The sequence below is a fragment of the Neobacillus sp. YIM B06451 genome (assembly GCF_032667185.1).
Classification (GTDB): Bacteria; Bacillota; Bacilli; order Bacillales; family Cytobacillaceae; genus Bacillus_D.
Window position 1 is genome coordinate 123,944 of record NZ_JAVFKJ010000010.1, and the last position, 13,857, is coordinate 137,800.

General features: G+C 44.2%; 11 protein-coding genes. 3 read left to right on the plus strand and 8 right to left on the minus strand.

Features of this window, described 5'->3' with window-relative positions; translation table 11 throughout:
• Positions 1-209 precede the first annotated feature (209 nt).
• The 3 genes from RB160_RS16210 (at position 210) to RB160_RS16220 (ending at position 4,948) form a co-directional block, all read left to right on the plus strand.
• Positions 210-1,838, plus strand: a complete 1,629-nt coding sequence (locus RB160_RS16210; RefSeq protein ID WP_316571467.1) for a bifunctional metallophosphatase/5'-nucleotidase — start codon at positions 210-212, stop codon at positions 1,836-1,838.
• 65 nt (positions 1,839-1,903) lie between these two features.
• Complete coding sequence (locus RB160_RS16215; protein WP_316571468.1) at positions 1,904-2,098, plus strand: hypothetical protein; 195 nt, start codon at positions 1,904-1,906, stop codon at positions 2,096-2,098.
• A gap of 282 nt (positions 2,099-2,380) precedes the next feature.
• A complete protein-coding gene (locus RB160_RS16220) occupies positions 2,381-4,948 on the plus strand; it encodes an OmpL47-type beta-barrel domain-containing protein (RefSeq protein WP_316571469.1) in 2,568 nt (855 codons plus the stop codon).
• Positions 4,949-5,318: 370 nt separating this feature from the next.
• Here RB160_RS16220 and RB160_RS16225 read toward each other — a convergent pair whose 3' ends face one another.
• From RB160_RS16225 to metX, 8 genes are all read right to left on the minus strand, one after another.
• Positions 5,319-5,975, minus strand: coding sequence for a DUF3995 domain-containing protein (locus tag RB160_RS16225; RefSeq protein ID WP_316571470.1), 657 nt, complete (start codon positions 5,973-5,975; stop codon positions 5,319-5,321).
• Between the two features lie 17 nt (positions 5,976-5,992).
• Positions 5,993-7,078, minus strand: a complete 1,086-nt coding sequence (locus RB160_RS16230; protein ID WP_316571471.1) for a hypothetical protein — start codon at positions 7,076-7,078, stop codon at positions 5,993-5,995.
• 58 nt (positions 7,079-7,136) lie between these two features.
• Entirely contained in the window at positions 7,137-8,498 is a 1,362-nt protein-coding gene (locus tag RB160_RS16235; RefSeq protein ID WP_316571472.1) for a sensor histidine kinase, read from the minus strand.
• Positions 8,495-9,169 (minus strand): response regulator transcription factor, encoded by a 675-nt coding sequence (locus RB160_RS16240; protein ID WP_316571473.1) that lies wholly within the window; start codon positions 9,167-9,169, stop codon positions 8,495-8,497. Before RB160_RS16240 ends, RB160_RS16235 begins: the two co-directional genes overlap by 4 nt.
• A 256-nt stretch (positions 9,170-9,425) precedes the next feature.
• Positions 9,426-10,298 carry a hypothetical protein gene (locus RB160_RS16245; RefSeq protein WP_316571474.1) on the minus strand — a complete coding sequence of 291 codons (873 nt, stop codon included), beginning with the start codon at positions 10,296-10,298 and terminating at the stop codon, positions 9,426-9,428.
• Between the two features lie 294 nt (positions 10,299-10,592).
• Complete coding sequence (locus RB160_RS16250) at positions 10,593-11,375, minus strand: arylamine N-acetyltransferase family protein (protein ID WP_316571475.1); 783 nt, start codon at positions 11,373-11,375, stop codon at positions 10,593-10,595.
• Between the two features lie 123 nt (positions 11,376-11,498).
• Entirely contained in the window at positions 11,499-12,758 is a 1,260-nt protein-coding gene (locus tag RB160_RS16255) for a homoserine dehydrogenase (protein ID WP_316571476.1), read from the minus strand.
• 19 nt (positions 12,759-12,777) lie between these two features.
• Entirely contained in the window at positions 12,778-13,854 is a 1,077-nt protein-coding gene (gene metX / locus RB160_RS16260) for a homoserine O-acetyltransferase MetX (RefSeq protein ID WP_316571477.1), read from the minus strand.
• Between the last annotated feature and the right edge of the window lie 3 nt (positions 13,855-13,857).

The following is a 13,857-nucleotide window of genomic DNA, read 5'->3' on the forward strand; positions in this document are numbered from 1 at the left end:
GGTAGGAAACAAGAACAGAAGAAGAGGTCACCATTTTTTGAATTTTTTAGTCAAATAGTACTGGAATCCATCAGCTTAAGCATGAGACCAAGTAATCATTTTTCCGATAAAACAATCCGCTTTACAAAACCTTAAGATTCTCTTGTCAGACTTTTAACAAATCCCCCTTATAATCAGACTGTACTCATTATTATTAGGGGGAAAATTTCATGGCGAATCTAAGCAACAAAATAGTAGCTGCTTCCTTGTCAGCTAGTCTATTAATGACAGGGATGATTGGCGGTTCGGTGTCAGCTAAAGAACAAAAAGTTCCACCAGGACTTGAGAAGAAAGAGAATGTGAAAGTACAAATATTAAGCGTAAATGACCTTCACGGCAAAATCAATGTAAGCGAACAGCAAAAAAATGACCCAAATACATATGGAAACGCTGCTTACCTTGCTGCATATCTTCGTGATCGTGAACAAACCAATGAAAATACGCTGATTGTCCATTCAGGGGACATGGTGGGAGGAAGCCCGCCAGTATCTGCTCTCTATCAAGATGAACCTACCGTTGAAATCATGGAATCTATTGGATTTGATGTTGGAACTGTCGGGAATCATGAATTTGACGAAGGTGTTGACGAGCTACTTCGTTTAACATACGGCGGGGACCATCCGAATGGAACAGCAAATTATGACGGCACCGATTTTCCAATGGTAGCGGCCAATGTAGTGTATAAGGATAGCGGAGAACTGGTACTTCCCCCATATTATATAAAAAATGTAAAGGGCCAGAAGATTGGCTTCATCGGTGTTACGACAACAGAAACACCAAACATGGTCGTAGCAAAAGGAATCACAAATATTGAATTTACAGATGAAGCAGAAGCGATCAACAAGTATGTCCCTGAACTATCCAAGCGCGGCGTGGAAGCCATTGTGGTCCTGGCACACGTTCCTGGAAGCCAGGCCGGTGAATCTGCTACGGGGGATATTGCTGAGTTGGCCACAGAAATCAATGATAAGGTCGATGTAATTGTTGCCGCCCACAACCATCAAAAGGTAGATGCCGTAGTGGACAATAAGCTAATTGTTCAAGCCGGGGAATATGGAAAGGCCTTTGCTGATATCGATCTTGAAATTGACGCAGTGACAGGGGATGTTGTTAAAAAAGAAGCGGAAATCGTGGATGTCATTCAACAGGGAGTCACTCCTGATCCTGAGGTGGCCGCTATTTTGGAAAAATACTCAACTGCAATCGCGCCAAAATTGAATGAAGTCATCGGCCAGGCAGCCAGCTTTATGGAAGGCGGCTACATAACAAAAAATTATTTTGGCGATAATGCTCTTGGGAATCTGATTGCTGACGGAATGAATGCAGCAACGGGAAGCGATTTTGCCATGATGAATGGCGGCGGAATCCGCGCAAACTTGAATGCTGGCGAGATTACCTGGGAAGAATTGTACAATATCCAGCCATTTGGCAACACACTGGTTACAGTCGAAGTAGAAGGGTCGGAAATGGATGAAATTGTGAATGCGCAAATTTCTTCGTACGGCCCAGATGCGTCCATTGGCGGCTTCCTATACAAATGGGACAGCGCAACCGGCAAAGTGACTGAAATAACCTTGTCTGATGGGACTCCTATTGATCAGAACGCAACGTACACACTGACAGTTAACAATTACATGTACGATCATTACTCTGACAAGTACAAACTCCGTGCATACGGCGAAAATCCTGTTCAGGGACCGGAAGACCTTCAGGCCACAGTTGATTTCGTAAAGAGCTTCACATCTCCAATTGCCTACGAAGCAGAAGGGCGTATTATCAATATTACAGCAGTGCAATAAATAGGGCTGATGCTTTGCCACCTGAGTTAGGGTTAAGACTCTATCCTACTTATTATCTAAGGGGGATGACATCGAACACACGCATCGATGTAACAGACGTGAATAACCCTGTATTCATCGCAGAAAAACAAAATATCAAAATTGAAATCCCTGTTAACAAGAACGTTGCCCACGAAACGCAAAACAAAAAATCGTTTACAAAGACACTAGACGGCGTAACATTCTATAACGGAATCTCTATGTATCCCAAAAAGCATTGAATTTGTCAAAATAATGGCTTGAAAAATGGTGCTTCCCAGATTATCTGAGGAAGCACTTTTTTTATTAACGATCTGGATGCAAAACGATATACTTCATATGATCTGAAAAAATACTTCCATTACTCGAGTTATTTATTTATTTCATAAAAAGAACATTATTTTTATTTATAAAGAACTTCTTGTGTGCTTCCTTTGGATAAATACGGTAAAATGGAGTTAGTACAATATTTTCAAATGGGAGTGGAGAGCAAATTGATTTTTGTGGGAAATAGGAGAAATGTGTTGGCGAGGGTATCCGTGCTTCTTTTACTTTTTTCATTGCTGTCCCCGGTTTCAACAGGAATCGCTGCGAGTGATGTTACGCCTCCGAAGCTTACAAGTTTATCGCTTTCCGGGACAGAAGCTACAATGGGCGAATCGATCACCCTGAGCGCGGAATTGCTGGAAGAAGAGTCTGGGGTGGATATTGCTTATGCGCACTATATTGGTCCAACCGGCGGTTCAAAGACTGTCTATTTAATTTACAATGATGAGACTGCAAATTATGTTGGACAATTCGATGTTTCTACATATGATGATGCGGGCCAGTGGAAACTTTCATCTGTTTATTTAAAGGACAAACAGGGGAACGTGTATCGAATTTTTCATCGGGAAACACCCTATCAGGGCGCAACCTATGAATATCGGAATCTATCCGGTTACACGATTGAAGTGTATGGCACCTTGGTCGATGATACCGCCCCGAGGCTTGGTGATTTATCTATTTCCTCATCAAGCGCAAATGGCGGAGAGTCCATTACATTATCAGCGGATATTATTGAAGAAGGGTCCGGGGTTGAGTATGTTCATGTAAGCTATGTACCACCGAACGGGGATAGTGAAGGCGGCAAACCGATTGAGCTCACCTATAACGAGGAAACCGGAAAATATGAAGGCAGTTTCTATGCCGACCCTTACGATTTGCCTGGCATTTGGTCGATTGGCACTATCCAAATGGGGGATAAGTTAAATAACCATTATCATTATCGGAATGGTGAGACACCGTATCAAGGTGGTTACTACGAAGTAAAAGATTTAAGCGCTTATAATATAGAAGTTTTCGGAACTGTAGGGGATACTACACCACCGCAATTGAACGGATTTTCCGTTTCGCAAACAACGATTATTCAAGGGGAACAGGTACATCTGTCTGCGGACATTGTTGACGATCTGTCCGGGGTGGAGCAAGTCTTTGTTTATTATTCGACTCCTCTTGGTCGCTACGATACAAGGGATTTAGAGTTATCCTATAATCCTGAGACCTCCAGATATGAAGGGGTATTGGCGATAAGCGAATCCGACCCAGCCGGCAGCTGGCCGCTCTATGGGGTTGAAGTTGTTGATCAAAAAGGTAATTTCTTTATGTATTATAATAGTTTGGAAAATTCCAAAGGCCAAACATTTGAGCACAGGGATATGTCTCATGCCAATATCCTTGTGAAGGCGCCGGATACCTCCGCCCCTGCAACCTCGATTGATGTCCAAGGCCAAGAAGGCGTTGATGGCTGGTATAGTTCGAGCGTGATTATTTCACTCACGGCTGCCGACAATGATGCCGGAGTGGAAAAAACGCTTTACCGAATTAATGGAGGTGAATGGCTCGAATATGCCGGCCCGTTTAGTCTTTCAGCAGATAGTACAGCGACTGTTGAATATATGAGCATCGACAGAGCCGGCAATGAAGAAAGTGTACAAGCCAGGACAATTAAAATTGATAAACAAAAACCGGTGACGGCGATCGGTGACATTCCTTCATATCCGGTAAAAGTAGATGTGCCGCTTTCCTTTTATGCACAAGATGAAATGTCCGGCATAGCGAGGACGGAGTACAGAGTGAACGGAGGAACTTGGATTCAATATACCGCTCCAACTTATGTAAGAACTGAAGGAACCAATACGGTGGAATATCGAAGTTTTGACAGGGCGGGCAATGCCGAGGATGTAAAGAAAGCTGAGTTCATTATCGATAAAACTGCTCCTACGACTAGTTCTTCCGTCAAGGATGGCTGGACCAACAATGATGTGGAAGCAAGCCTGATAGCAGCGGATTCCATTTCGGGCGTTGCAAAAACCGAGTACAGGCTAAATGGAGGAAGTTGGGTCGTCTACACGAGTCCAGTCATGATAAGCGGGCAGGGTATCAATACCTTGCAATATCGAAGTATCGACATGGCAGGCAATGTGGAAGCGACTAAGCAGGTGGAAGTTAAAGTCGATAAAACGGCCCCGGTGACTACTACTTCCGTCAAGGGTGGCTGGTATAATACCGATGCAACTTTAAGCCTAGTAAGAAGCGATTCCCATTCGGGGGTAGCCAAAACCGAATATAGGCTTAATGGCGGTGCGTGGGCAACATATACTGGCAGCATTGTTGTATCTGCTGAAGGAATCAATACACTGGAGTACCGCAGTGTGGATTTTGCAGGCAATTGGGAAGACGTCAAAACCGTGCAAGTGAAAATTGATAAAACCAAGCCATCTTTGAATGTTACGTTTAATCCGTCTGTCATTATTGGCAACACCGGCAAGCTTGTCTATGTGAAGGCTAATGTGGATGCGCGGGACGCCTTGTCCGGCATTGCTTCGTTCGAACTGGTGTCAATCACAAGCAGCCAGCCCGATGTCATAAATGGTAAGAAAATACCTGAACCGGATATTCAGGGTGCCGAATACGGAACTGCCGACACAGACTTTTATTTGCGGAATGAAATAAGCGGTTCGGACCGAGTCTATACCATTACGTATAAAGCGTTTGACAACGCCGGAAACTCGACTGTAATTGCGTCAACTATTATGGTGAAAAAGAAATAAGTTAGTATTATTAGCTGTGTATAATGAATGAGGGGATGCAAGACGACAGTGGCTCATTTTCATTGCAATATGAACTGACAACATCAGCCAAATATATTCCAATCGAATAACGAGTATTGAAAAAAGGACCTGTTCGGGATTAACGGGTAAAGTAATGTCTGTTGTAACACATTATCAAGAGTTCAGCAGCACAATAATAGAGATTTTAAAGAGAGTTTGCCCTTTTCAGGCAAGCTCTTTTTGTCTGTTGGAGCATGTCCATATGATATTATGATTCTCTTATTTTTATGGAAAGGTACCTGTTATCTTCTGCCTTTTGTTGAATGAAATGAATCTGCAAATTTTGGGGTATGCCAGGCACCTATCCATTTTATCCAAGTTTATTGATGATAGCGAATACGTAAAACATCGATAACAGAAAAACGAAAATCAAATAGATCAACATGCTTCTTCTATATGCAGAAAGCGAAATGCCGGATGCAAGTGCGTAATGGGAAGCTGTTAATCCGGACAAAATGCCCATGATCAGAAACCACGGCTCATAAAACAAAAGAGACCATAATGCCAGACTGTGGACATCAAGTGAAGTCCAGCCTGTGAATTGAATGGTAATGATACCCGCCAGATGTAGGGATTTTGTAATCATCCCGCTGATTCCATGTACGATTAAAATAGCAGTACAAAAAAGGGTAGGGATTAGTATGAAAAAACGGTGGATGTTTTTTCCTCCAATGAACGGCACACAAGTCGGGACAACTCTCCCACATGGCTTGACCAGGGCAAGTAAAATGAACCCACAGGCCATGATTAAGACGCCGGCAACGTAACTTGCCATTTGCAGCGCTTCAGGATTTTCATACTGCCCCGGAAGGCCTATAGTTCCGCCCGCGGCTTGATAAAATCGGACGAAAACGGCATACATGACTGCCCAAATGCAGCCGAGGTAGGCTGGCCATACTGCTTTCTTCGACCATTGTTCAAAGGCATTTAACTTTACGGTTTGAGCTTTTGAAATTTGTATATTCATGTTCACGCACTCCTTTTTTAAATTCTTCCACAAGTGGAACATTGGCCACGCCGGCGATAATAGTAAGCAATCGCTGCCAGCCCAAGAGCTACCCCCCATGGCACCCAAAAAATCATCGGCCCCATCGTTCCCCAGCCTTGACTGAGTATAATATCGTCCATCGGCACGAGATGAAATGCAATGGCGAGGATACCAAACGTAAAGACCAAGCCTGCTGCTGTTACAGCTATGGCAACAGTGGAAGCAGGGATCACTGCCAGCATAATGGGGACTCTTTTTCCACCAATGAACGGGAACCAGCGCGGAAAGACTTCACCCCATTTTTGAATCAAACCAAGAGTAAGGAATCCTCCGATTATACATAGAGATCCAAACACCCACTCTGTCAGACGTGCCATCGGATTAGCGCTCGAGAAATCCTTAAGGAATTGAGGATCAACTCCTAAGGGGATATCGAGTGCCCAGGAGAAACGTATGAAGGCATATGGAATGGGGGCAAACACTGCGATCATAGTCAGCCATCTCCCCCAACGAATCAATAAAGGTGTTTCTCGGTCATCGGTCCGTCCGCAATATTCACATCCATGACGCGTTTTTCTTTGGTAAACAACAGCAGACATCATCCAAAAAAGCGCGCCAATCACACAAAAAATTTGATTCAACATTTGCCAGTTAAAGGCGAATTTAAATAAAAAAGCGTAAGCCATCGCGGCAATTAACGTGGTATCCGGAATAAACAGGAGCAAAGCAAGTGAGAACCCCCATGAATAGGTAATAACAAACCACCGATAAAAGTCCTTATATTGTTGTCTTTGCATGACCAGACCTACTCCAATTCCCATGAGACATAAAGTGACAAATACAATACCGCCAACTTGTGCCGGAAGATGGCTAACCATGGCCGCGAACACTCCCATACCGTCATTTTTAAACGGATATCCAGCACCACCCAATAACCAATAGAGATGGAATGCTCCATACAGTGCCGACCATAACATGGCGGCATGGCCAATCCATAAGGGCCAGCGGTTAACTTTTGTTTTTACCTCGTTATTCAGTAGAAGCGATGTGAGTTTCAACGTAATCATCCTTTCTTTTTTCAAAAAAATAACCTCACTCTCATCCTAATCAGTGAAGGTTAAGATGAAGGTGAGGTTTCGTTTAAATTTTGTTTAAATCGGTATTTTTTTCGTACAGATAGATTTCCGTACCCTTAGATGAGCTTGTTATTTTCCACCCTACTTGCATTTCCTCGAGCATGAGTGAAACGATAGAAAGGCCGATGCCAGCCCCTTTTTTGTCTGTCGTGACGTCCAAGCCAGGGCCTCTGTCTTCGATCAAAATGGCAGGTTTCCCTTCATAATCGACGATTCTGACACTGATATAAAGTCCGGCTTTGGCGTGTCTCAAGACATTTTGGTAAAAATTATCGAGGATGCGCATGAACCAATTCCGATCGATAGTCCAGATCCAAACCTTTTCGGGCAGATTAACATCTACTTTAAAGCCTTCTTTCTCAAATACCGGATACCATCCTGCCATCGATTCCCGAATGAACCGAATCATATCCGTTTCTTCTTTTTTCAATGTGTATCTTCCGGCGGATAATAACGTGTACGAAAGGAGATTATCAAGCAAATGGCTTAAGAGATCTACCTTTTTTTCAATTAAATGAACTGAATCCTTCCCAATTGGCGTTAAAGGTTCTTTTTGTAATGAATAGGCATGCCCGCGAATGGCTGTGAGAGGTGTCCGCAAATCATGGGATATGCTGGCGATCAGCTGTTTGCGCAGTGCTTCTTCCTCTTGTTCATGTTGCCTGCTTTTTATAAGTTCATCGATCATATGATTGAACGCTTTGCCCAATTCACTAATTTCGTCTTTTTTATTAACTTTTATTTTATCGGGAATCCCGTTTTCCTTTGTTTCTGTCATGGCGGTTTGAAGATGAACGAGCCGTTTTCGAATCTTGAAGAAAAATAGCCAAGAGACAAATAGAAACAGACCAAATACGAAAAAAGCATAGAGTGCCAAGTACTTGTCATCTACAGGGGAAAGAGTTGGAAGTTCTGCAACGGAGGCTGGTATTTGGAAAACCATAAATCCGTTGCTCTTGCCACTACCAATATAAGACACAAATGTAATCGGATCTTTATCGCTTTTATTCATGAACTCAATACTGTTTTCCAGGGTCCATTGACCTGGAATATTTTTTTGATCGGAAAGGATTAGTTGGGTTTTACCCGACCCGTCCACCCAGAACATCCAAGAGAGCGGATATTGTTTCTTTAATGCTCGGAGCTTCTGGTCAATCTCTTCTGAAGTGGCGCCATCCAGTTTAATCGCTTCCTGATGCCACATTTTCTGTAATTTGTCCCTATCCATATAATCGGTTTTTTGTTGGAAGTCCTTATCCAGAAGATAAGACGGCAGTAAATAGGCAGGTAAAACAAACGGCCAAATGATTAGTGCCACAATAATGATCAATAGATATTTTGCCAATAGAGAATGCCGGAATTTCATTGCTTCACCCTATATCCGATCCCACGGATGGTTTCAATAATTTGCGGCTCGCTCGGATTTTCCTCTATTTTTTCGCGTAAGTGCCGTATATGGACCATCAACGTCTTATCCCCGGCTAAATAGGGTGTTTCCCAAATCGCTTCGAAAATCTGCTCTTTTGTAAGAATTTGATTCGGATGGCGGAGCAAATAAGTGAAAATTTGAAACTGCTTTGCAGTCAGGATGATTTCATTGTTCGATCTCGTATCGACAATGCGGTTTTGGTCTAAATAAATGCTAAGATGGGATAGTTTAATAAGAGGCTGTGAAATCTTTCCGAACCGCCTTAACAGCACTTCCACACGTGCCGCCAACTCATCAGGATGAAACGGTTTCGTCACGTAATCATCGGCAAAATAAAGGCCTTGCAATTTATCGTCAATAGAGGTTCTGGCAGAAAGCATCAGAATCGGTGTTTCTGGATTTTCCTTCTTTAACCGCTGGCCGATCGAGAATCCATCCAATCCGGGAAGCATAATGTCAAGTATAGCCAGGTCGATGTCCTCCATATGATTTGGCGCACCATCACCCGAGGTAAGCCAGGTCACTTGGTAGCCCCGTTTAGTTAAATCTTCGCTTAGCCAGGAGCCGATTTCCTTGTCGTCTTCAATGTACAAGAGTTTGTTTTTCATGATTCCTACCTTTTTGATAATTTTTATTAGGGATTCAAGTTAACCTCATTTTATTAAATGAAGAAGTTTTTATTTGGTACAGGATTTTTGTCGAAATTACCTATAAGTATTCGATTCTACTCTATCGTGGCATTTTCCTTCTTCTTTTGAAAAGTGGCTGCCACCAAGCAGTGTCCTGTTTGCTTCTTTCAATCTTTCTAAATCTATATATATAGAAGCCCGGCATCCGAAGGGGAGTGCCGGGCAAGATCTTTCTTTATAAAAGAATAACCGCTTCTTCGGTTTCCAGAAACCGTTTTGCGCATTTTGGGAATACCGCGCCTGTTGCGGACCATTTCCAAAAGAAATCATGACTCTTTTTGCCTATCGCGCCCATTATCAGGAGCCCTGGCACAATACTACCTGGAAGCCCTTTGGTGTGATAGGTCCTCCCGTCATCCATCAAGTCAATCAGGACGAACACGCCTTCTAACACTGTCTGTACCTCGAACATGCTATCGAAATAGAGGTCGAATGCGGGCTGCTGTTTTTGGTACGCTTCAAAATCTTTTTGAAAACTGAAATCGGGATCATGGATATGGGGGAAATGCTGGAGGATAAGGGCATTTATTGCGCTTTCCCCGATTTTTATATCGGGCTTATACATATCGATATATTCTTTTACAATAGGGAGCCAGTCCGTTCCCGCTCTGCGGTCAAGCCAGCGGACAAAGGTTTGGAGTTCTGAAAGCAGTTTTTCAGTTTCACGCCCAGTTTTTGATATCGGAATCCTGCTTGAGAGATGGGTAGTGAGGAACTCTTCCCAGAAGTGCGGGGTACATTCCTGCCAGGAAGGGGGACATAGATCTTCAAGGTAATCAGTGAGATAATTTGAGAAGTGGAAGAGAAATTCATTCCGGATGGTGTCTTTCGGCTTGCCGAGTTTGTAGGCAATGAGGTCGTTTCCATAAAAGAGGGCAATCGCGCGGTTTCTCATTTTAAATGCAGCCCCGATCTGGAGCTTCTTTAGGAATTTTTCGCGTGTTTCGGTCTCGGTGATGGGGAGGGGAAAGGAATGGATTTGAAGTTTTTCGCAGCAATGTTCCGCGGCTAACCTGCTTCCGCAGCTGCATAACGGCCGTTTTCTCATACTTTTTTTCAACCTGCTTTCCTAAGGGATTTTTGCCTGTGAGTGGGGTAGATGGATTGTGGGGTATAGAGGCAAGTTCATTATATCAGTAAAATACAAAATTCTGGAAGAGGGTTTTAGTCCGACAGTTGGCGTTTTTGTGACAATGAATCATTTTCCTGTACTAAGGAATAGTGGCATTAACAATGCCCTTAACACAAATAGCCTCAAAAAGAGATTAATGGCCCAGGTGCCTGAGACCCGGGCTTTTTGTAAAATGAAACTAGTCGACAAATTTCGGGGAGTGCCAGGCACCTATACGTCCAATCCAAACACATCGTTGGCCATTTTCTTAAATTGGTCTGCATTGATTTCTTTTTTTTCCATCCGTCCATCCGTCCATATTGTCGCTGAATTCCCCGCCAGTGTGAAGCTTCCTTTATCGGTTAGCCTGGTGATTAACAGCCGTTTATTGAAACCTGATGCCGGGTGGCTGGCAATAATCTGCTGAATTTCGTTTAAGTCACGTAGATTGGTGACTGTATCCTTGGAATCAAAGGCATAGCCCTTTTTCCACTCTTTATCCTTATGCTTTAGTTTCAGGTACAAACAATAATCCCCATGTTCACTTGCTTCTCTTTGTACCTTAAATTCGCCGTTTCTTGATGAGACAGTGTCTCCGTCCAGTGGGACCGGTTTTAGCGGAATATTGATGCCAAACCCGGTATCCACGAGGTATTGCCTGCCATTCTCTCGAAGGAAGATGGCTACATGTGTTTTTCCGGTTTCGCTCCACTTCTGTTTTGCTTGGTTAAAAACAACCCCTCGGACTAACTTTACATCAAAGCCGTTTTCCAAAAGGAACAAATGGAGGAGGGGATTGAGGTCATAACAAAGGCCGCCTTCATTCCGGCCGAGTATCTTTTCCTTCAAGGATTCCTCGGTAAATTCAGTCGTACTGCCATTCATAATGCGCACATTTTCAAAGGGAAGCGCCAGCGCGGCCTTTTCAAGTATCGTATCCAGGTTATCAAAGTTTATTGGTTCATCCCTCGCAAACCCAATCCTTTTGCGAAACATTTCATTCATCGCAGTCATCTGCCACACCTCCATACAACACTTAGTATAATAGGAAAAAGAGGGCAGCGCGAATGCGAAGCCCCCTTTATATCCATCGATCTTTCTAGAACCGCCATGGAAAATGTGTACCCTAAGGCAAGGTTATATACCTTTTGGGACGGCAACCTTTCTTTCTGAGCGTGTACCGGTGAGATGAATTTTTTCGAAAAATTCCTTGTTCATTTGTCCATAAAGCTGGTAAATGTTTAACCCCGGGTATGATTCCAGCAGCCGTTCAATTTCCTTTTCTTTCGCTTTTACAAAAAGTGCTTTTTGCGGCACCCGGACGATTACTTCAATGGAATCAGGAATGGATAGGTTCGTTAGGTTTGTTAAAAGAACCCAATTGTGATGAGGTTCTTTTTTAAAACGGACCTTTTCTTCCTGGTCAACGTAACCGGAGTGCTTCGGGTTAAGTTGGATTAAATCCTCGACAATGGCGCTTGCCGTCGGAAACTTTCCGGCGCCTGGCCCTTGGAGGGTGATGTTTCCAACGATATCCGCATCAATTGAAACAGCGTTTTGGACGCCCTCGACTGAGTACAACGGGTGCGCTGGGCCAACGAGAACAGGTTTAACGGAGCAGCTAAGGCCCCGTACCCCTTTTTCAAGCGAGATCACATGCTTTACGCGGAGCCCCCATTCGGAAAATAAGCCGATTTCGGAATGGGAGACCGCGGAGATGCCTTTCCTCTTTACTGTTTGCCATTCGGGTTGTTCCCCAAATGCGATTTGGCTTAACACCATCGCTTTATAAAAAGCGTCGTATCCTTCGATATCATTGGTAGGGTCTGCTTCGGCATATCCTTTCTCTTGCGCTCCTTGAAGCGCCTCCTGGAATGCTACGCCATCCTCGCGCATTTTGGTCAAAATATAATTGGAGGTGCCGTTAACAATTCCTTCAATCCGTTCGATTTTGTTCACATTCAATAGGTTCCTCAGCGTTTGGATGACTGGGATCCCTCCGGCGACAGTTGCTTCAAATCCGCAGGCAACATCATGTCGGGATGCATGTTCCAGCAGCTCATTTCCGTGGTAAGCAAACATTTCCTTATTCGCCGTAATGATGTGGCATCCTCTTTCGATTGATTTTTTCAAGTAAGAAAAGCCTGGTTCCCGGCCTACGATTGCTTCAATGACAACATCAAGCTTTGGCAGGTTTAAAATGTCTTCGAAATTTGAGGTAAGGAGGATGTCATCTTCTGGGAGAGTGTGTTTTTCAACGTTTCTCACAAGAATGCCTGCTACCTTTACATTTTTTCCGAGGATTGCTTTTAGCCTTGATTGATGGGTTTTGATTGTTTCGTATACTCCTTTGCCGACTGTGCCAAAGCCCAATAAGGCCACATGGATGTCCGCCACTTGATCTCCTCCTCAACTATTACAGGGCAGCCTGAAGGATTCCTCCCCATTTTGAAAACTCGGCAAGGAATCCATCATGCCCAAAATCAGTGCTCACTTCTATATAATCCGCTTCTTTCCCTGCCTTCTTGAGGGCTTCCGCGATTTCTTCCACATTTTCAGGAGGATACAGCAAATCGCCTGTATAGCCCAACAGTAGGGTTTTCGCTGTGATCTGCTCAATCGCCTTTTTCCAGCCCTGCCTGCCTCTGCCAATATCATGGGAGTCCATCGCCTCAAGCAAATACAAATAGCTATTGGCATCAAAACGGGCAGAAAGCTTTTGTCCCTGGTATGTCAAATAGGATTCTACCTGAAACGTATCCCCGTCCTTAAGCTCTCTGTTGAATCTTTGATTGAACAGCGCGCCGGTCCGGTAGGTGACCATCCCGACCATTCTCGCGATTTCCAACCCCGAAATCTTGGCGCCCTCTGAATAAAAGCCGCCATTCCAGGCAGGGTCCCGCTTGATGGCATTTCTACCAATCGTGTTAAAAGCAACCCCGTAATCGCTGAGGTAGGGGGTGACGGCCATTGGGATGATCAGCTCTGCGAAATCAGGGTATGCAGTTGCCAATTCAAGCACCTGCATACCGCCAAGCGATCCTCCGATTGCGGCTTTAATTTTGTCGATGCCAAGCTTCCGAAGCGCCAAAACCTGTGAATCGACAATGTCCCGTATCGTTATTTTTGGAAAATCATACTGGTAAGGCTTTATTGTCAAAGGGTTCATGCTGGTTGGGCCAGTTGATCCAGAACAGCCACCGAGTACATTGAACGTAATGACTTCGTATTGGTTTGTATCCACATACATTCCCGGGCCTATCAGGCCATGCCACCATCCGGGCTGTTCTTCCGTGCCGACTGTATACTGGTTGCCAGTAAGGGCATGGCAGACCAGGATGGTGGGGCCGCCTTTTTTCCCGGCCCTCTCAAAGGCGAGTTCGGCACCGGGGAGCACCGCGCCGGATTCAAGCTTTAAGTCTCCAACATTTATCTTTCCATATTCCGGCGGTGGCGCCGTTTCAACGCTTATTGATAAATCCTCGGCTGTCATTGC